Source organism: Enterococcus sp. AMC1251 (genome assembly GCF_058216535.1).
The window spans coordinates 970,722-991,222 of sequence record NZ_CM177098.1 but is presented as its reverse complement, the minus strand read 5'-3'; the positions used below and the strand labels follow the sequence as shown (position 1 = coordinate 991,222).

At 36.6% G+C, this 20,501-nt stretch carries 14 protein-coding genes and 1 CRISPR repeat array; of the genes, 4 read left to right on the top strand and 10 right to left on the bottom strand.

Annotation, left to right across the window (positions count from 1 at the left end; all coding sequences use genetic code 11):
* Window positions 1-7 precede the first annotated feature (7 nt).
* The 6 genes from gatB to AC4BBR_RS04585 all read right to left on the bottom strand — a co-directional run bounded on the left by gatB (window position 8) and on the right by AC4BBR_RS04585 (window position 10,189).
* Window positions 8-1,438: an Asp-tRNA(Asn)/Glu-tRNA(Gln) amidotransferase subunit GatB gene (gatB, locus tag AC4BBR_RS04610; protein WP_490461386.1), complete on the bottom strand. Its 1,431-nt coding sequence runs from the start codon at window positions 1,436-1,438 to the stop codon at window positions 8-10.
* Entirely contained in the window at window positions 1,438-2,907 is a 1,470-nt protein-coding gene (gene gatA, locus AC4BBR_RS04605; protein ID WP_490461385.1) for an Asp-tRNA(Asn)/Glu-tRNA(Gln) amidotransferase subunit GatA, read from the bottom strand. The genes gatB and gatA overlap by 1 nt, the downstream gene beginning before the upstream one ends.
* Complete coding sequence (gene gatC / locus AC4BBR_RS04600; RefSeq protein WP_490461384.1) at window positions 2,907-3,212, bottom strand: Asp-tRNA(Asn)/Glu-tRNA(Gln) amidotransferase subunit GatC; 306 nt, start codon at window positions 3,210-3,212, stop codon at window positions 2,907-2,909. The genes gatA and gatC overlap by 1 nt, the downstream gene beginning before the upstream one ends.
* A 196-nt stretch (window positions 3,213-3,408) precedes the next feature.
* A complete protein-coding gene (ligA, locus tag AC4BBR_RS04595; protein WP_490461383.1) occupies window positions 3,409-5,454 on the bottom strand; it encodes an NAD-dependent DNA ligase LigA in 2,046 nt (681 codons plus the stop codon).
* Window positions 5,455-5,581: 127 nt separating this feature from the next.
* The gene (gene pcrA, locus AC4BBR_RS04590) at window positions 5,582-7,822 is read right to left on the bottom strand and encodes a DNA helicase PcrA (RefSeq protein ID WP_490461382.1); all 2,241 of its coding nucleotides are present in this window, start codon (window positions 7,820-7,822) and stop codon (window positions 5,582-5,584) included.
* Between the two features lie 229 nt (window positions 7,823-8,051).
* Window positions 8,052-8,417: a CRISPR direct-repeat array (repeat unit 33 nt; unit sequence ATTTCAATCCACTCACTCAATAAAGAGTGAGAC).
* 284 nt (window positions 8,418-8,701) lie between these two features.
* A complete protein-coding gene (locus AC4BBR_RS04585) occupies window positions 8,702-10,189 on the bottom strand; it encodes an alpha-amylase (protein WP_490461381.1) in 1,488 nt (495 codons plus the stop codon).
* Window positions 10,190-10,354: 165 nt separating this feature from the next.
* On the opposite strand from AC4BBR_RS04585, the gene AC4BBR_RS04580 reads away from it, so the two are divergent.
* From AC4BBR_RS04580 to AC4BBR_RS04565, 4 genes are all read left to right on the top strand, one after another.
* Window positions 10,355-11,107 (top strand): DeoR/GlpR family DNA-binding transcription regulator, encoded by a 753-nt coding sequence (locus AC4BBR_RS04580; RefSeq protein WP_490461380.1) that lies wholly within the window; start codon window positions 10,355-10,357, stop codon window positions 11,105-11,107.
* On the top strand, window positions 11,104-12,018 hold the full coding sequence (gene pfkB, locus AC4BBR_RS04575) for a 1-phosphofructokinase (protein WP_490461379.1): 915 nt from the start codon (window positions 11,104-11,106) through the stop codon (window positions 12,016-12,018). The genes AC4BBR_RS04580 and pfkB overlap by 4 nt, the downstream gene beginning before the upstream one ends.
* Before the next feature lie 22 nt (window positions 12,019-12,040).
* Window positions 12,041-13,963, top strand: a complete 1,923-nt coding sequence (locus AC4BBR_RS04570) for a PTS fructose transporter subunit IIABC (protein ID WP_490461378.1) — start codon at window positions 12,041-12,043, stop codon at window positions 13,961-13,963.
* Between the two features lie 502 nt (window positions 13,964-14,465).
* Window positions 14,466-14,615, top strand: a complete 150-nt coding sequence (locus AC4BBR_RS04565) for a hypothetical protein (protein ID WP_490461377.1) — start codon at window positions 14,466-14,468, stop codon at window positions 14,613-14,615.
* Window positions 14,616-14,748: 133 nt separating this feature from the next.
* On the opposite strand, the gene AC4BBR_RS04560 is transcribed toward AC4BBR_RS04565, so the two are convergent.
* The 4 genes from AC4BBR_RS04560 to allW all read right to left on the bottom strand — a co-directional run bounded on the left by AC4BBR_RS04560 (window position 14,749) and on the right by allW (window position 20,481).
* The gene (locus tag AC4BBR_RS04560; RefSeq protein ID WP_490461376.1) at window positions 14,749-16,080 is read right to left on the bottom strand and encodes a hypothetical protein; all 1,332 of its coding nucleotides are present in this window, start codon (window positions 16,078-16,080) and stop codon (window positions 14,749-14,751) included.
* A gap of 152 nt (window positions 16,081-16,232) precedes the next feature.
* Window positions 16,233-17,471, bottom strand: coding sequence for an MFS transporter (locus AC4BBR_RS04555; RefSeq protein WP_490461375.1), 1,239 nt, complete (start codon window positions 17,469-17,471; stop codon window positions 16,233-16,235).
* Between the two features lie 134 nt (window positions 17,472-17,605).
* Window positions 17,606-18,973 (bottom strand): allantoinase AllB, encoded by a 1,368-nt coding sequence (gene allB / locus AC4BBR_RS04550; RefSeq protein ID WP_490461374.1) that lies wholly within the window; start codon window positions 18,971-18,973, stop codon window positions 17,606-17,608.
* A gap of 32 nt (window positions 18,974-19,005) precedes the next feature.
* Window positions 19,006-20,481, bottom strand: a complete 1,476-nt coding sequence (gene allW, locus AC4BBR_RS04545) for an allantoin permease (RefSeq protein ID WP_490461373.1) — start codon at window positions 20,479-20,481, stop codon at window positions 19,006-19,008.
* Window positions 20,482-20,501 lie beyond the last annotated feature (20 nt).

The following is a 20,501-nucleotide window of genomic DNA, read 5'->3' as shown; positions in this document are numbered from 1 at the left end:
CTACTTTCTAGCGTTTTGCCAATTCTTCTTGTAACAATTTATTCACAACACCTGGGTTGGCTTGACCTTTCGTAGCTTTCATAATTTGACCTACTAAAAAGCCAACTGCGCGATCTTTTCCGTTTTTGAAGTCATCTACAGATTGCTGGTTATTGTCTAATACCTCATTGATGATTGGTAACAATTGTGACGGATCAGATAATTGTACTAATCCTTTCGCTTCCACAACCTCTTTGGCATCTCCACCATTTTCAATCAACTCTTTAAAGACTTTTTTGGCAATTTTAGAACTAATTGTGCCATCTTCAATCAAAGTGATCATACCTGCTAAATTAGCAGGTGTTAATTTTGTATCTGGTAATTCGATTTTTTCACTATTCAAGTAAGCTGAAACTTCACCCATCAACCAGTTAGATACCTGTTTGGCATCTGCTCCTTCATCTAATGCCGCTTCAAAGAAATCAGACATTTCTTTTGTTAATGTCAGAACCATTGCATCGTATTCTGGCAAGCCTAGTTCTTTGATATAACGAGCACGTCGAGATGCTGGCATTTCTGGTAAACTGTGACGAACACGCTCGATCCACTCGTCATCAATTGCAAAACGAGGAACATCTGGCTCAGGGAAGTAACGATAGTCACTTGAGCCTTCTTTAACGCGCATTAATAATGTCTTGTTGGTTGTTTCATCAAAACGGCGTGTTTCTTGCTGGATTTCTCCGCCAGATAGTAATACTTTGGCTTGACGTTTTTCTTCAAACGCAAGACCTTTTTTAACAAAGCTCATTGAGTTAAGATTCTTAAGCTCTGCTTTTGTTCCAAATTCTTCTTGACCATACGGACGTAAAGAAATATTGGCGTCACAACGCATTGAACCTTCTTCCATTTTCACGTCTGAAACTCCTGTGAAAAGAATGATTGAACGAATTGCTTCTAAGTAAGCATAAGCTTCCTCTGGTGAACGCATATCCGCTTCTGAGACGATCTCAATTAATGGTGTACCTTGACGGTTTAAGTCAACATATGAATAGCCGCCATCACCATGCATGTTTTTCCCAGCATCTTCTTCTAAGTGCACACGTTCAATACGAATACGTTTTGTTTTGCCTTCAACTTCAATGTCAATCCAGCCATCGTGACCAATTGGTTGGTCGAATTGAGAAATTTGATACGCTTTGGGATTATCCGGATAGAAATAGTTCTTACGGTCAAAATGAGTATCTTTAGAAATTTCACAATTTAATGCAAGTGCAGCTTTCATTCCAAATTCAAGCGCTTGTTTATTCATTACAGGTAATACGCCTGGGTAACTCCAGTCGATCACATTTGTATTGCTATTTGGTTCTGCCCCAAAGTGAGCTGGTGCAGATGAAAAGATTTTAGAGTTTGTTTTTAATTCTACATGGACCTCAAGTCCGATGACAGTTTCAAAATTCATTAGTCATTTCCCCCTAAGATCACTGGTTTTTTCGTATGGAAATCCGTTGCTTGTTCAAATGCATAAGCCGCTTTGTACATTGTACTTTCATCGAAATGTTTTCCGATGATTTGTAAGCCGACTGGTAACCCTTCTGAAAATCCTGCTGGCACTGACATACCAGGCAATCCAGCTAAGTTCACTGGAATCGTTAGTAGATCGTTCATATACATTGTGATCGGATCATTGATATTTTCACCTAAACCAAACGCAACAGTTGGTGATGCTGGACCAATGATGATATCGTAATTTTCAAACACATTATCAAAGTCTTGTTTAATTAACGTTCTAACTTGTCCCGCTTTTTTGAAGTACGCATCGTAATAACCCGCACTCAATGAGAACGTCCCCAGCATAATACGGCGTTTTACTTCTATACCAAATCCTTCTGAACGTGAATTTACATACACATCGTCAAGATTTTTTACGTTTTCAGAACGGTAACCATAACGAATACCGTCAAACCGTTGCAGGTTTGAGCTTGCTTCAGACGAAGCGATAATATAGTACACAGCTACACCATATTTAGAATGAGGTAAACTAACTTCTTCAACTGTTGCTCCTAAGCTTTTGAATGTTTCTGCAGCTTTAAAAATCGCTTCACGAACACCCGCATTGACACCTTCACCTAAATATTCTTTTGGTAAAGCGACTTTCATGCCTTTGATATCCCCAGTTAACCCCGCAGTAAAGTCAGGAACAGAACCACCTGCTGATGTGCCGTCTTTTTCATCATAACCACTGATTGCATTTAATGCCAAAGCATTATCTTTTACATTTCTTGTCAAAGGACCAATTTGATCCAAACTAGAAGAAAAAGCAATCAAACCAAAACGAGACACTCGTCCGTAGGTAGGTTTCAATCCAACGATCCCATTAAATGATGCTGGTTGACGAATACTTCCGCCAGTATCGCTTCCTAAAGAAACAGGGATTTGACCTGCAGCAACAGCAGAAGCAGAGCCACCAGAAGAGCCACCAGGAACTTTAGAATGATCCCAGGCATTTTTAGTTTTCTTAAAATACGATGTTTCTGTACTTGCCCCCATCGCAAATTCGTCCATGTTTAATTTACCAACAGGGATCATATCTGCTTGGTAAACTTTATCCATAACCGTTGCGTCATAAATCGGATTGAAGTTGTGTAACATTTTCGATGCTGCAGTTGTTAAAATATCTTTGGTTACAATATTATCTTTGATCCCAATTGGAATCCCCGCTAATGGGCTTGATTCAGTGATGCCTTTAAGATCAATTGCTTTTGCCAACTTTAAGGCCTTTTCTTCACTGATTGTAATAAAAGAATCCACGTCTTTTTCTGTTTCATTGATGCGATCCAATGTTGCTTGTGTTAAGTCAGTTGCCGTGATTTCTTTTGAAACAAGTAAATCATGCAGTTCTGTTAGTGACTTATCATATAATTTTTCCATTATGCACCAGCCTCCCCATTGTCGATAATCGCTGGCACTTTAATATAGCCATTTTCTGATTCAGGTACATTTTTCATTAATTCATTGCGATCCATCCCCGGTGTCGCGACATCTTCTCTCATTACATTGATTGATTGTGCAACATTAGAGGTAAATGGAACACCTTCTGTATCTACTTCTCCTAATAATTCTACCATATCGATAATCTTACCCAATTGGTCGGTAAAGTCTTTTAACTCTTCATTAGAGAAAGACAATTTAGACAACTTGGCTACATGCTTTGCTTGTTCTTCACTGATTGCCATGGATACCCTTCTTTCCTTTAGATAAACTCAATCTAGAGTCCACTAATTCTTTTTTATACTGTTAAACGATATTTCGCACTAAAACAGCTTTTTACTTATTCTATCATAAAATTCTAAGATTTTTTGAATGAGATGAAAGAAAATAGTTTGAAACGCTGTAAATAATACTGATCATTCGATTTATTTCTTTTTCGAGCTATTCAGATTCCTCATTCGTGTAACTATTATCTAATGCTGTAACCATTTGCTGTTCATCCCACACTTCGATGCCAAGATCTTGTGCTTTGGTCAACTTGCTGCCAGCCTCTTCACCTGCAACGACAATATCGGTTTTCTTCGAAACACTGCCCGTTACTTTTCCGCCTAGATTTTCAATTTTTTCTTTTGCTTCTTCTCTATTATAATGTGTAAGCTTTCCCGTTAAAACAACTGTTTTATCTTTAAATGGAGATTCTACATCTTCTAATTGAGACGTGCGTATCCCCTTATAATCAAAATTCACACCAGCCTTAGTTAGCTCATCCATTAGTTCATGCACTTCTTCATTGTCAAAATAAGTAACTAAACTATCAGCAATAATCTCACCGATTGAATCCAGTGCAACAACTTCTTCCTTTGTTACTTTGCTGATTGTTCGTAAGTCACCAAAATGTTCTGCTAAAACTTTAGCCGCCTTAGAACCAACGTGACGAATCCCTAAGCCGAATATCAAGCGTTCAACAGAATTATCGCGACTTGCGGCGATAGCTTGGTAAATATTATTTGCCGATTTTTCTTTGATTTTTTCTAATGTCATCAGCTGCTCTTGAGTTAAAAAATAAAGATCAGCAACGTCGGCGACTAATTCTTTATCATACATCTGTTCTAATACTCGAGGACCTAAGCCATCAATATTCATCGCATTTCTAGACACAAAATGATTTAGTCCTTCTTTAATCTGAGCTGGACATTTTGGGTTGATACAGCGTAAAGCTACTTCTTCATCCAGATGAACTAATTCACTATTACAAACTGGACAATCGGTTGGAATTTCGTATGGTTTGCTATTTTCATCCCTTTTTTCAGTCAAAACTTGCGCAACTTCAGGTATAATATCTCCGGCTTTGTAAATAATCACTGTATCATTCAACCGAATATCTTTCATTGCAATGAAATCAGCGTTATGCAAGCTCGCTCGACTAACAGTCGTACCAGCTACACGAACAGGCTGCATCACAGCGGTTGGCGTTATTACACCTGTTCGTCCAATCGTCCATTCGATTTCTTCTACGACTGTTTGTGCTTCTTCTGGCGGGAATTTATAAGCAATTGCCCAGCGAGGCGCTTTGACAGTGAAACCTAATTCGTCTTGGATCGTGAATTCATTGGTTTTGATCACGATTCCATCGATTTCATAAGGTAACTCTGAACGTTTTTCATGGTATTCTTCTATATAAGCCCAAACTTCATCGATATTTTGACATAATTTTTTTTCGGGATTAGTTCTAAATCCAATTTCAGATAATTCGTTCAAAGCTTCGAACTGCGTTTTTGCCATCATTGGTCCAAAATCAGCCACAGTGTATAAGAACGTACTAAGATTTCTTTTCGCAACCATACGAGTATCCAACTGACGTAAACTACCCGCTGCAGCATTTCTTGGATTTGCAAAAACATCTTGTCCTGCTTCTTCCCGTTCTTTATTCAAATTGACAAATGATTGTTTTGGCATATAACATTCGCCACGGACTTCAACTGAAATTGGTTTTTTTAGCTTTAAAGGAATCGATTTGACTGTTTTCAAATTTTCCGTGATATTTTCACCGATTGTTCCATCACCACGAGTTGCGCCTTGAACGAATTTACCATTCTCATATTTTAACGAAATAGCCAATCCATCAATTTTCAATTCGCAACAATAGCTCACAGATTTTCCAGCTAATTTTTGAACACGTTCGTCAAAATCATAAATATCTTCTCTACTGAAACCATCATTCAAACTGTACATCTGAACTTCATGTGTAACTTTTTCAAAGCCTTGCAAAATCTTTCCACCAACACGCTGTGTTGGTGAATCAGAAGTGATCAAATCTGGATATTCGGTTTCTATGTCTGATAATTCTTTATACAAGCGATCATACACATAATCTTCTACGGTCGGTTTATCTGCTACATAATATTCATGAGAATACTGATTTAACTGCGTCCGTAGTTCTTTTGCCTTATCTGTCGCTTCGGCTAATGTTAAGCGTATTTCCGCCATAATTGCCCCCTCCTAATATTAAAAGTAAAACAAATCGGTTAACCCTGTAGAAAATCAATAAATTATGAATGAGGTGCTTTTTCTCTCATTCATAATCTATCTTTTTTCTAAAGAGCTAGCCCATACACTATATTTTTTCAATCGGAGCAAATGCTGCTAATAAGCGTTTAATGCCTTTTTCTGGGAACGCAACATCTAGTTCTAAGTCTTTAGCTGTTCCGCCAACTCGAACGACTGTACCTGTTCCCCACGCTTTATGTCTGACTTTATCTCCTGCTTGCCAGGCCATTGATTCTCCACCACTAGCAATTTTATCCGTTACTGGCTGTTTGGTTGGCTGGGCATAAGCCGGTTTAAAGACTTTAGGTTCGAAGGTTCTAGCAGGTGCTTTAGGTGTTGCAATCGAACCCTGTAAGTCTAATAACTCTTCATCGATTTCGTCTAAGAAACGGCTCGGACGATTGTATTGCGTTTTTCCGTATAATGTTCGAGAGAACGCATTGGTTATAAATAAGGTCTCTTCCGCTCGAGTAATTCCTACATACGCTAAACGTCGTTCCTCCTCTAATTCACTTTCCTCTAACATCGCACGAGATAATGGAAAGACACCTTCTTCCATCCCAATCAAAAAGACAACTGGAAATTCAAGTCCTTTTGCAGCATGTAATGTCATCAGCGTTACTTGAGACGTGCTTTCTTCTAGATTATCTAAGTCTGAGACCAGCGCTAAGTCGTTTAAGAATACAGCTAATTTTTCATCTGGCGCATCAGCCTCTTCCTCATCTTGACGTTCGTAGCGTTTATCAAATTCTTGGGTAACTGTTAAAAATTCATCCAAGTTTTCTAAACGTGCTTGGGATTCTAAATTATTTTGTCTGACTAACTCTTCACGATAACCGCTGCGTTCAAGAACTTCTTTTACCAATTCAGTAATGGTTAAATATGGAATCATCTGAGTTAAATCTTGAATCATCACACCAAAACTACCTAATTCTTTACCAGCTTTCCCTGAAATGTTTGCTAAATCTACGTTTTGAGCTGCCTCTAACAATGACCAGCCATGCATTTGAGAAAAACTTCTTAGTTTCTCGACAGAGCTTTTACCAATGCCACGTTTTGGCTCATTAACTACTCGTTCAAAACTAAGTGAGTCCATCGAATTAGAGATAATATTTAAATAGCCTAAAATATCTTTGATTTCTTTACGATCATAGAATTTGTGTCCACCGACCATAGTATAAGGAATATTCGATTTTAAAAGCATCTCTTCCATTACCCGGGATTGCGCATTGGTACGATATAATACGGCAAAATCACCATAGATGCGCTCTTTTTCACGTATTTCTTTTTGGATTTGTCCAACAATAAATTGCGTTTCGTCTCGTTCGTTATCGCCACGATAATAAATAATTTTTTCGCCATCAGTATTTTCTGTCCATAATTGTTTGTCTCGACGATTGCGATTGTTTTTAATTACGTTATTTGCTGCATCTAAAATTTTTTTCGTTGAGCGATAATTTTGTTCTAACGTAATCACAGCAGCATCGGGGTAATCTTTTTCAAAATCTAAAATATTCTGCATATCTGCTCCACGCCAACCATAAATACTTTGGTCAGCATCTCCTACTACACATAGGTTTTTAAAACGAGCGGCTAACATATTAACTAAGGTATATTGAGCATGGTTGGTATCTTGGTACTCATCTACATGAATATAATGAAATTTATTTTGATAATACGTCAACGAGTCTGGATGTTCATTAAACAAACGTATCGTATTCATGATTAGATCATCGAAATCCATACATTGATTATTTCTTAATTCTTTTTGATACATTTTATAGCATTTAGCAACTACCTCTTCGTAGGGAGTGCTTTGTAATTCCTCGACTCTTTTTGGTGTTTGTAATTCATTTTTTGCATTACTAATTGTTCCAAGAATTGAGCGCGGGTCGTATTTCTTTATGTCAATGTTCAGCTCATTCAAAATTCGTTTCATCAATGTCCGCTGTTCGGACGTATCGATAATTGTAAAATTACGATTATAGCCGATATTGTCAACATCTCGACGTAAAATCCGCACACACATTGAATGAAATGTCGAAACCCAGACATCGTTTCCACCAACTTCTAATAATTTCCCAACCCGCTCTCTCATCTCTTTTGCAGCTTTATTTGTAAACGTGATCGCTAAAATATTCCATGGATTAACATCTTTTTCTTCTATTAAATAAGCAATGCGGTGAGTTAAAACTCTCGTCTTTCCGCTACCTGCGCCCGCCATAACTAATAAAGGCCCTTCAGTATGTAGAACGGCTTCTTTTTGTCTCGGGTTCATACCTTGGATCAAGGCGTTTTCTTGTGCCATCATCAACGTCCTCTCTCTTTTTTCAATCTTATACATTATACCAAAAAAAACTCAAAAGCTGAACAGATTGAACAAACCTTGATAGATGAATTTTTTTCATAGTTATAGAAAATTAATTATGACAGCATTGCTTTAATTATCGCATTATTTATTATTTTTAATGAATTAAAAAACTCACTCAATAAAGAGTGAGACCCGGCATTCTTGGCAAATCCAGTCAGACCGCTCAATTTCAATCCACTCACTCCATAAAGAGTGAGACTGAATTTTTTAGCAAAGAAATTGAAGCAAAAGAATTTCAATCCACTCACTCAATAAAGAGTGAGACCAAAGAACAAGTCTTTTTATAAGACCAATGAATGATTTCAATCCACTCACTCAATAAAGAGTGAGACTGAGAAAGAACATAATGCTACATTGGTGATTGATATTTCAATCCACTCACTCAATAAAGAGTGAGACGTTAAATGATATTGATAATGAGAACCCTTTTTTATTTCAATCCACTCACTCAATAAAGAGTGAGACTGCAAATTGATGGTTGCTCTCATAATACGTGTATATTTCAATCCACTCACTCAATAAAGAGTGAGACTGCGAAAAAGTAATACAAAAAATACAAAAACACCACTTTTTTTCTTTGAATCCTTAAAAGAATGTGAAAAAAATGAGAAAGAGCTGGTTTACACTCAGTTTCTTTCTACATTCTGGTGCGAATCTCTTAGCAATTCCATGTGCACTTATGTTTCGCACCGAAAATACTCATTAGTCAAACAACTATCCAATAAACTCAGTATAATTAATAGGCTAACAGAAGTCACGCTATTTTTTTATGCATCTTGCAGTATAAAAAGAAATCAGTTCTTTTTACTATTAATTCTAAATATCGAAACTGTCGATTCCTCTACTCAATCTTTCTATGATCTCCTCATTCACGTAAACAGAAACCTCTCCGTCGTTCACTGGAAATATGCCTTTACCCGTTTCATCCAAAATTACTTGTGCATCGTTATTTCCTAAAATATCAACAAATTTTTTCCCAGCATGTACAGCACTGATTGTCATGTTTTTTTCGCCTCCTTGAGCATTTGTCATTACAACAGCATATCCTGATTTTTCTTGATCAAAAGTTCCAGTTCTGATCCAACCAAGCACATTAGCATCGTCAAAATAATCCATTTCACTGCCATAAGCTAAGCAATCACGAATTTTTAGTAACAAATCTAAATCTTTCCCAACAGCATCTACACCTTGAGAAGGTATACCAAATAAATCTCCCCAAAAGACAACAGGTGTCCCAGCTTTTCGCAACAAAATCAACGCATAAGCATGGACCTTAAACCACCCATCGACCCATGACTCTAAGCTTTGTCCTTTTTGTGTATCATGATTATCAACAAATGTTACCGCCCATTCTGAGCGCTCTTTCGTCAAAGTCTCTTCAAAAATATTGCGCATGTCATAGCGACCATCAGAGTTTGCAGCTTCATAAAAATGATAATGCAAAGGAACATCAAATAAAGAAATCAACGTCCCAGAACTGTCGATATATTTCATCAATTTCTCAAGCTCGCCACTCCAATACTCGCCAACTACAAATAAATCTTTCCCTTTTTCTTTTCTTCTATTCAATAACCAATTGACAAAATAATTGAAATGAATATGTTTTACTGCATCCAAACGATAACCGTCAATGTTCGTCAATTCCTGATACCACTTCCCCCATTTATTTAATTGCTCAACCGTTTTAGCATATTCCATATCCAAATTACAACCCATCAAATAATCATAATTACCATTTTCGTTATCAACCTCTTCATCCCAACCTTTGCCATCAAAATTGAAAACCCCATGATCTTGCCGTCGATCATCAAAATCAACACCAGAAAAATTTTTCCACGTCCAGATATAATCGTTATATTTCTGATTTCTTCCTGGAAAAGTAAATTTTGTCCATGCTGAAATTTCTTCTTCCCCACTAAGTGCCTCATTTCGATTATCTAGTCGGTATTTTATAGCTGAAACATTCTCTTCCTCATCAGCTCCCATGAAATGATCAAAAACAATATCACCATAAACTTCTATTCCAGCCTCTTTTAAAGCTTGGATGCATTCTAAATACTCTTTTTTCGTACCATATTTAGTCGAAATCGTTCCTTTTTGTTCAAACTCTCCTAAATCGTACAAATCATATGGGGCGTACCCAACATCTTCTAAACCATTAGCACCTTTATATGCTGGCGGAAGCCAGACACCGCTGATCCCTTTATTATGTAGTTCTTCTGCTAAGTCAGCCAAACGTCGCCAGTGCTGACCATCAGCAGGCAGGTACCATTCAAATCCTTGCAATATTGTACGATTATCCATACGTATCCCTCCGATTTTTCTTAATCTCATTAAGCCAAAGAACAAACAACTTTGTCAAATAATAGAATCTGTAGCCTCCAATTTCATTTTTGACCGTTTTTGATCGTTTTTGATTGCATAAGTAATTTTAATATGCTATTATAATCAGTGAAAAGAGGAATGAAAATGCTTACAGAAGAAAGACATCAAGCGATTTTACGTTTATTAGATCAACAATCAGTCGTCAAATCACAAGAATTAGCTGCTCTTCTTAACGCCTCTGAATCAACGATAAGAAGAGATTTACAAGAATTAGAAGATGCTAAATTATTAGAACGAGTTCATGGTGGAGCAAAAAGAATTTTAAATTTGGGCTTTGAACAAGATATGTCCGAAAAATCAATCAAAAACATTCAAGAAAAGCAACTCATCGGTTCATTAGCTGCTAAATTTGTTCACGATAGCGATGTTATTTATCTAGATGCAGGCTCAACCACTTTAGAAATGCTACCTTTTTTAGCAGACAAAAATATCACAGTTGTTACAAATTCAGTTCATCATGCAGCGAAACTTGGTGACCTAAATATCAAGACTATTATTCTAGGTGGATCGCTTAAGCTATCTACAAAAGCTATCATTGGCTCAACCGGAATGGAACAGCTCAATCATTTTCGTTTCAACAAAGTTTTTATGGGCATGAATGGCGCTCATCTTAAGTTTGGTTTAACAACACCGGATCCTGAAGAAGCAGCTTTAAAACGTTTGGCCATTGCGCATGCGGAAGAAGCATATGTCTTGATTGATCAAACGAAACTAAATAAAGTAACATTCACAAAAGTAACTGAACTTGATGATGTCATTATTGTCACCAATCAATGTTCTCCTGAGTTACTTGAAGAATTCCAGAAAAAAACAACGATTAAGGAGGCAATACAATGATTTACACAGTGACATTAAATCCTTCAATTGACTATATTGTTCATGTAGAAGGACTTAAGTTAGGCGACTTGAACCGAATGACCAACGACTTTAAGTTACCTGGCGGCAAAGGTATCAACGTTTCCAGAATCTTAAAAAGAATTCAAGCTGAATCAACCGCTCTCGGTTTTTTAGGCGGTTTCACAGGGAATTTCATTTCTGAATGGCTAAAAAAAGAACAAATTCAAACGAAATTTACAACGGTTCGAGAAGATACTCGAATCAACATCAAACTAAAATCTGAAACTGAAACTGAAATCAATGGATTAGGTCCTGCCATCTGTAACGAAGAAATACAAGACTTGAAACAAACATTAAGTATGATTTCAGCTGGTGATATTGTGGTTTTATCAGGTAGTACACCTGCAACACTTCGAAAAGGCTTTTATGAAGAGCTGATTCAAATTATCAAAGATAAAAAAGCTGAATTTGTCATAGACACAACTGGCAAAGATTTATTAAATGCCCTACCGCAAAAACCTTTACTTATTAAACCAAACAATCATGAACTAGCAGAATTATTTGATGCAGAATTTCAAACGATGGAAGATATATTGCCATTTGGAGAACGTTTATTAGAAGATGGTGCGCAACATGTGATCATTTCAATGGCTGGTGATGGCGCTCTATTATTCACCAAAGACGGCATCTATCGTTCAAACGTATTAAAACGAACATTGAAAAACTCTGTTGGTGCTGGAGATTCAATGATTGCTGGATTCGTAGGAACATTAACGAAATATAACAATCCTATTGATGCGTTTAAATGGGGTGTTGCATGTGGTAGTGCGACTGCTTTTTCAGATGATTTAGCATCTGTTGATTTAATCAATGAATTGATTTCAGAAGTGAAAATCGAAAAAATCAAGTAACTTGAGGAAAGAGGGAATAAAAATGAACATCAAAGACTTACTAGTCAAAGACGTTATGATCATGGATCTACAAGCGACCGACAAAAAGAGTGCAATCGATGAAATGGTTCAAAAAATGTACGATGGCGGTAGAATTTCTGATATCGAAACATATAAAGAAGGAATTCTAGCCCGTGAAGCGCAAACATCAACTGGCCTTGGCGATGGAATCGCGATGCCTCATGCCAAGAACAGTGCGGTTAAAGAAGCTACTGTTTTATTCGCTAAAAGTAATAGTGGGGTTGACTACGAAGCATTAGATGGACAACCAACTTACTTATTCTTTATGATTGCGGCTCCAGAAGGCGCAAACGATACTCATTTACAAGCATTAGCTGCGCTATCTCGCCTATTAATCGATCCAGATTTTGTAGCAAAATTAAAAGAAACTAAAGCACCTGAAGAGGTTCAAACTTTATTTCAAACTGCTGAAGAAGCCAAAGAAGCGCAAGAGAAACAAGAACAATTGGAAGAAGCAGTCAAAAATAATCAGGATACAACTCGTAAATTCGTCGTTGCCGTTACAGCTTGTCCAACCGGAATCGCTCATACCTACATGGCAGAAGATGCTTTAAAGAAAAAAGCTAAAGAAATGGGCATTGACATCAAAGTAGAAACAAACGGTTCTGAAGGGGTTAAAAATCACCTAACCACAGAAGATATTGCTCGTGCTGATGGCGTGATCGTTGCTGCTGATAAAAAAGTTGAAATGAATCGTTTTGACGGCAAAGAATTAGTAAACCGTCCAGTGAGTGATGGGATTCGTAAAACAGAAGAATTAATCACTTTAGCTACGAGTGGTACAGCTCCGACTTTTCACAGTTCTGAATCAGATACAAATGACGAAGATGGATCAGCTGATGGTTCAGTTGGTTCAAGAATCTATAAAGACTTGATGAATGGCGTCTCACATATGCTGCCATTTGTTATCGGTGGCGGAATTGCCATTGCACTTTCATTTATGATCGATCAATTTATTGGTGTTCCTCAAGATCAATTAAGCATGCTTGGTAATTATAATCAAGCTGCAAGTTGGTTCAATCAAATCGGAGGAGCGGCATTCGGATTCATGTTACCCGTTTTAGCAGGCTTTATTGCTTCAAGTATTGCTGATCGACCAGGGTTAATTGTAGGTTTTGCTGCTGGTGCGTTAGCCAATACAGGTGGTGCTGGTTTCCTAGGTGCTTTGGTCGGTGGTTTCTTAGCTGGATATGTCATTCTTTTCTTGAAAAAACTTTTCAAAGGATTACCTAAATCACTTGATGGAATCAAAACAATATTATTTTATCCGGTATTTGGTTTACTGATTGTTGGTGGTTTGATGCTTTTGATCAATGTTCCAATGAAAATCATCAATGATGGATTAAATAATTTTTTATTAAGTTTAGATGGAACAAACGCTGCACTTTTAGGTGTCTTACTCGGCGGAATGATGGCAATCGACTTAGGTGGTCCAATTAATAAAGCGGCTTACGTATTCGGCACAGCTTCAATCGCTGCAACAGTCACAGAAGGCGGCAGCATTATTATGGCTTCTGTAATGGCAGGCGGCATGGTTCCTCCTTTAGCAATCTTTATTGCAACATTGATTTTTAAAAATAAATTTACACAAGATCAAAAAGATGCTGGTTTGACTAACTTAGTAATGGGACTATCCTTTGTAACAGAAGGCGCGATCCCTTTTGCTGCGGCAGATCCAATACGTGTTATCCCAAGTTTTGTCGTTGGTTCAGCACTAGCTGGTGGACTAGTTGGTGGTTTTGGTATTCGCCTGTTAGCTCCTCATGGCGGTATCTTCGTGGCGCTACTCTTGAGTCATCCGATCTTATATCTAATATTTATTGCACTTGGTGCAGTCGTTTCTGCTGTCATTTTAGGTATTGTAAAAAAACCAGTCTCTCAATAAATTTCTATTCTTAACTAATCATTATCATCAAGCCTCAAATGACGTTGATTTCGGTCACATTTATTTGAGGCTTTTTACTTAATGAAAATCGTGATTTTTTGGATTCTATTCTTCACTTTACTAAAATTTCTACATTAAAATTATAGATAGATATACATATTCTTTACAGTTTTAAAATTTCTTCACTAGTAGACTCTGTATTTTTAGGTATAGCGTTTTTTTATGAATAGATTATTAGGTAAAGTAATATCACTCGCGGAAGCGCAAAGCAGTAATGGTATTTCAACTCTAATAGCTGTCAAAGAAGTAACAACTTGGGGTTGGTTTAAATACACTCTCTTGTATTATTTCAGAGATAACTCAAGCTGAATGGGAAGCAACGCATAGTTTTTGCCACTATAAGTAACCATGGGAAAATTGATAGTTTAGTCAATAATATTGGAATCTATTTATCAAAAATGATCGTAAATTTACAAATAGCCTGACATACGGTTTAACTGAAATGATTCCACTAATGATTAAAAACAGCGGTGGCTCGATCGTCAATACTTCATCCATTGAAGGTTTAGTAGCTTTTTCTGACAACTATCCTTACACTGCTTCTATAGATGTTATTGGTTCACTTTCCCTTAATGCCATAATTTCTATGTAAAAAAACTATGTACTTAGGGCGTGAAACAAAAGTAAAAATCGCTTCTATCTCACACCCCAAAATGAATAGTCGGTAGATCTGGCTTTTTTCTCTAAATTAAACACTTATCTCAATCTCTATTTTCTAAAAAAAGCTACTCACTAACATCCATTGTCTGATTCTTTGTCTCTAAATAACTCAAATCTAAAAATACAACGCGCAAATGATTCTTCGCTTTTTTCAAATCAAAACGTGTAGACGCTTCTTTTTGTTTCAAATTGCTAATATTTACATCGAATAATTTATCCCATAATGCTTCTAAAGGAATTCTTTTTATGGCTTCTTTTGGTAAATAAAAACGTAAAACAGAGACAAAATCATCATATTTTTTATCCAAAACATCTATTTCTAAGAATTGCCGTATATAAAATTCATACGCTGAAAGTCCATCATCAATTGCCATTTCTGGATTTAACACACGATAATTCATCATCTTGCGGCTTTTCTCATCGATCCACGGAAAATAAGCCTGAGCATTTAATATTCCTTTCTTTCGGCTTACCACATATTTTTGATGTAGCATATCATAACTTCTAGTGACAAAATATGTTGCTTTTTTCTTTTCAACTGGTTGATAATAACTATTTTGGTATTGAACAGTTTGTGTAACTTCTTCAGCAAAAGCATATTCAATATACGGCTCACGTAAAACGCCTGTCCCATTATTCCAAGTCAATTGATCATACCCCATCTGATCTCTAAACAAACGCTGATACTTTTGATTAACAGACAAATCCCAATTAAACGGATCCTTGAATAATGTCACCTGGATCACTTGATTATTCATTTCTTCTATAGATTGAACTTGCTGTACTTCCAAGAAAACTGGTTTAGGAATGATTTGATAGTATAGACTTGAATAATACATTTTCCAACATGACGTCAAACACAACCCTTTAAAATAAATATCATAGCCAGAAAATTGATTACAATCAACGATTATTACTTTTTCATTATTATAACGTTTGGGCAATTTTTCGATTTCGCTATTCGTTTCAAATGTTCTTTTTTCAATATTCTCAACGTTATTATATAAATATTCATCTAATGAACGAATATACCCATAGATGCCATTTCTAACCATTCGAGTTTCGCAATAATTTTCAACCATCGCTTGATTCGCTAGAAAAACAGCTCCATCTAAAATCGTCCGTTCATGAAGATTTAACTTAGAAATATGGAGTTGAAATTCGCCACCTTGGCTACTCACCTTGATCCATAAATTCTCTTCTTCAGTCAGCTGTTGAATCTGATGAATAATTGTTTGTAAGTCAAATATCTGCGTTTCTTCATCACCAAAACGATAGCTTTCAGGTGTTGTCAAAATTCGTAAAAAGCTTAACCAGTTAAAAATATCCAGCTTCAACTCTTCTAAAGAAATATCAGTCCGAGCGATTACCATATATATTTTCTCAGTCTTTTTCATTTGCCCACCTCATTCCTTTAGATAAGTATAACGAAAATCAAGACAGACTTCATCTAATATACTTCTGGCGTTGTAAAGTTGCTTTTGAACTGCAAAAAACATCTCTTTCTTTCAATGATGAAAAGAAATAAGACGTTTTTTGTACGCGTCTATCAATATGTGCGTTTATCCTTATCTCCAATAAAGCGATTGATGAAATAAAACAGAAAAGTTCCGATCCCTATAATTAGAATCGCTAAATAAAATGCATAAAGCTTAGAACCAGTGAGATCAGAAATTTTCCCAGTTAACGACGGTACAATAACTGAAGACGACATACCAAAAAAATTAAATACACCATACATTGTTGCCACGCTTCCTCTGGGAGCAGATTCTCCTAACCAAGAAATAATGATCGGTTCAACAGCTAATTTCCCTAAAAATCCATAAGCCATAATCCCAATCACTAAGATCGTTTGATTCGTAGTTGTCACAGTGATAAACAACACACTAGCGGCTAGTATTTCAAGTGAAATAATCAATTGAACTTTTTTCTCAGGAAAATCATCTGCAATCCGACTAAAAATAAGTGCACCTGGTATTGCAGTAAAAAACACTAATGAAGAAGCTAGCCCTACTGAAGTGCCAGAAAATCCCTTTTCAGTTTCTAAAAAATTAGGTAACCACGTATCAATCAAATAATACGTGTACAATGTTGAAAAATATAAGATATAGGCCGAAATCATTCGAGGCTTAAAAAGTGATTTAATCGAAGTTTGTTTTTCAATTTCAGATTGCATATTAATCCGCTTTTTTGGCTTTTCCAATCGAATGAAGTGTAAAAACATAACCACTGATAACAAGATTAGTACAGTCGTAGCAAAAATTAATGCTTGCCAAGGTAGCACTCTTGTTCCAACTAAATAACTAGAAGAAATCAGACCTAAACCACTGCCTATTGCTGTTCCGCTATTGATAATTGCTGTTGATAAGCTTCTTTTAGACACCGGTACATATTCGGCAGTCAATGAATAAGCAACTCCATAATAGGTTCCGCAACCTAGACCTGCTAAAACACTACCAATAAAAACAATACCGATATCTTGCGCTAATCCGACAATCAACGTGCCTAGACCGAATAATAAAAAGCCGGGAATCAGAATTTGTTTTTTTCCTAATTTATCTACTAACAGTCCTGAAGGTATTTGCATACAGACATAGCCTAAAAAATAAGAACTGGAAATATTACCAAGTTGAGCATCCGTTACTCCGCCAAAATAATCACTAATGATTGGATAAACAGGTGTTAAAACGGTTCGATAGATCCAAATAACGATCCACCCAATCGTTAATACATAAATAATCTGTTTCCAATATGGCGTTCGTCCAGTCAGACTTTTTTGTTCATCCATCGTTCACGTTCTCCTTTATTATGTTAAATCACTAAACGAGTCGTTTTTCTATTCTTTATCATAAAAATAAGAAAGATCAGACAATAAAAATAACTATTTCCATGTCTGATCTCCCTATTATTCTATTAGCTTAGTTATTTCTTGATAAAGGCACCAACAAAATCAGTTGAAACTCCATCTTCTTTCGTATAAATCACGTGACCTCTTAAAATAGTTTGGACAACTTGAGCACCGATTTCACGACCAATATATGGACTGATCTTATTGCGATATTCCAAATCTTCAGCTTTTAATGTATAAGGAGCATTTGGTTTAATCAAAACAAAGTCAGCATCTTTCCCAATACTGATTCGGCCTTTTTGATCTAAATCGTAACGATCAGCAGGATTAGCAGCAATAATAGCCGCGAATTGTTTCAATGACATCCCACGTTTTTGAACGCCTTCATCAAAGAGAACATCAACATTATTTTGAACCCCAGAGATTCCGCCCCATGCTTCAAACGCATTGTCTTTATCTTTTAAATCAGGTGTACATGGTGAATGGTCAGAAGTCACAAAGTCAATTTCTCCTGATAATACTTTTTCCCACATCCCCTTTTGATTTTCTTTATCACGAATCGGCGGAGAACATTTTACCACTGGACCAATTTGATCTAATTCATCTGTATCAAAATAAAGATAATGAGTACAGGTTTCACACGTTACATCAACACCAGCTCTTCTTGCCTTTGTTACTTCATCTACACCTTCTGGACAAGCAATATGACAAATATGGATGCGACAGCCTGTTTCTTTGGCAAACAAAATCGCTCTGCGAATAGGTTCAACTTCAGTGAACACTGGACGACTTGCAACATAAGCTTTCAATGTTGTTTCTCCATTTTTATAGGCAATTTCTCCTAATTTATCTGTAATTGCAGCATTTTCTGCATGAATTGCTAGAACTTTACCAGTTTTAGCAACTTGATTCATTCCTTCGTAAAGTGAATAATCATCGACATTCATAAAATCCCCATCGATGCTACGATCTCCACAAGTCGCCATAAAACATTTATACGCTGCAACTCCGCCATCATTTAACTCTTGAATACCGCCTGTAAGATTAAATGGCACTAAACCTCCAAATGAACCAACATCTGATTTTAGTTTACCTTTTCCAGCACTATATTTTATTTCCAACGATTCACCGTCGACCGTTGCTGGCACTTGATTTAAAGGCATTTCCATAAATGATGTAACTCCGCCTTTAGCACATGAAGCGGTGCCTGTGATATACCCTTCCCATTGATCGCGATAACCTCCGCCAGGATCAGTAATATGGACATGAGCATCTACCATACCAGGACTAACAACCAAACCTTCTGCATCAATAACTTTAGCTGCTTCACCAAGGTCACTGCCAACTGCCACGATCACTCCACCCTTTACAGCGACATCCGTCTTAACCTCTCCCGACTCTAGAATAACTAAACCGTTTTTGATCAATAAATCATAACTCATTTGCTTTCCTCCTCGTATAGATTAGCAACACTTCACTTTGGACAAATTTTTTTCTTATCAAAGAATTTTCTTAATGTTAAATATAAAACAAAAGCAGATACAAAACCAGAAATCCAAGAAATATCAGAAAATACTTTTAAAGCAGGAATAAAATTACCACTTAAACAAATAACCAATGCCACAACTGTAGCAACGTATGCTGGTTTATTTAAACCTTTATAAATATTATGACTGTTATCTATTTGTTGATCCATATACAACTGATTCAAGTCGATTTTTTGTCTCTGAACGAAATAGTAATTGGCGATCATCGTTCCTGCAACAGGTCCTAAGACCGCACCAATCGTATTCAAGAAAATAAAGATACTAGCTGCATTTTCCATTAATTTCCATGGCATAATTAGAAAACTGATGACGCTGGCAAGTAGAACACCTTTTTTATAATCGATCTTTTTAGGAAATAATGCGCATAACTGATAAGCAGCTGGAATAATATTTCCCGTTGCATTTGTAGAAACTGTTGTTAATAAGAATACTAGCATCGCAATAATAATTGCAAACGAATTATCCCAACGATCAACGATGTTTAAAATATTCCATTCTTGTATTCCATAGCGAATAGAACCACCAATTAAAATTACAACACTTGAAAAGGCAAATATTCCATAACCAATTAAAAAGCTGGCTGTCTGACCAACCGTCTGAGCTTTCGTTGACTTTGCATTTTGAGTAAAATCCGAAACGCTTGCACCAGGCGCTGCCCAAACTGCCAAAACTGAATTAATAATCATAAAATAGACAAACACTGGCGAAAGGTTATGTGCTGCCCCGGAAACATCATAAGATAAAATCGGTCCTAAACCACCTGCAGCTCCAATCGCCCAAATAGCCATTCCACCAAAAACAATATAAATCAACGGACTCAAAATAGCGGTGAATTTATTAAGAATCTTTCCTCCACCAAAGCCAATCAAGACATTCACTGTCCAAAAAATCGTAAATGCGATCAATCCTGGAATAGAAATTCCCAAGATCTTTGTATCTCCGCCAAGTGTCAAAAATCCCGGCCAAATTTTACCAAGCAAAATTAACAACGCTAATGATCCAGTATAATTTTGCAACCCAAACCAAGCAATCGCTGCTACACATCCTCTAAGAAACCCTGGCAGTTTCGCACCAATATCACCATAAGTTGAACGCAAGTGAATCGCAAAAGGAATGCCGTATTTTGATCCTGCTCGACCATTGAATGTCATGAACAAAGCAACTGCTAATGCACTCATCACTAAAGCCAACATAATGTTGATCGGAGAAAGTCCTAGAAATAAAAAACCTCCTACTGCTGCATAATTGGGAATATTATGCACCGAGCCCATCCACAGCGTAAAATAGTTCAGTTTTCCCATCATTCTTTTAGACAACGGTTTTGGAAGTAAATCTTCATTATAGCCACGTTCTCGATAACATTGAAGTTCCTCTTCAGTGATTTGATAATCTTGGTTTTCCACTATTTCGCCCCCTTTTTTTA

Coding starts and splice junctions, on each gene's coding strand:
- allB (WP_490461374.1), bottom strand. CDS start 18,973: ATGAGTTATGATTTATTGATCAAAAACGGTTTAGTTATTCTAGAGTCG.
- pfkB (WP_490461379.1), top strand. CDS start 11,104: ATGATTTACACAGTGACATTAAATCCTTCAATTGACTATATTGTTCAT.
- AC4BBR_RS04570 (WP_490461378.1), top strand. CDS start 12,041: ATGAACATCAAAGACTTACTAGTCAAAGACGTTATGATCATGGATCTA.
- AC4BBR_RS04555 (WP_490461375.1), bottom strand. CDS start 17,471: ATGGATGAACAAAAAAGTCTGACTGGACGAACGCCATATTGGAAACAG.
- gatC (WP_490461384.1), bottom strand. CDS start 3,212: ATGGCAATCAGTGAAGAACAAGCAAAGCATGTAGCCAAGTTGTCTAAA.
- AC4BBR_RS04565 (WP_490461377.1), top strand. CDS start 14,466: ATGATTCCACTAATGATTAAAAACAGCGGTGGCTCGATCGTCAATACT.
- AC4BBR_RS04560 (WP_490461376.1), bottom strand. CDS start 16,080: ATGAAAAAGACTGAGAAAATATATATGGTAATCGCTCGGACTGATATT.
- pcrA (WP_490461382.1), bottom strand. CDS start 7,822: ATGGCACAAGAAAACGCCTTGATCCAAGGTATGAACCCGAGACAAAAA.
- AC4BBR_RS04580 (WP_490461380.1), top strand. CDS start 10,355: ATGCTTACAGAAGAAAGACATCAAGCGATTTTACGTTTATTAGATCAA.
- gatB (WP_490461386.1), bottom strand. CDS start 1,438: ATGAATTTTGAAACTGTCATCGGACTTGAGGTCCATGTAGAATTAAAA.
- ligA (WP_490461383.1), bottom strand. CDS start 5,454: ATGGCGGAAATACGCTTAACATTAGCCGAAGCGACAGATAAGGCAAAA.
- gatA (WP_490461385.1), bottom strand. CDS start 2,907: ATGGAAAAATTATATGATAAGTCACTAACAGAACTGCATGATTTACTT.
- AC4BBR_RS04585 (WP_490461381.1), bottom strand. CDS start 10,189: ATGGATAATCGTACAATATTGCAAGGATTTGAATGGTACCTGCCTGCT.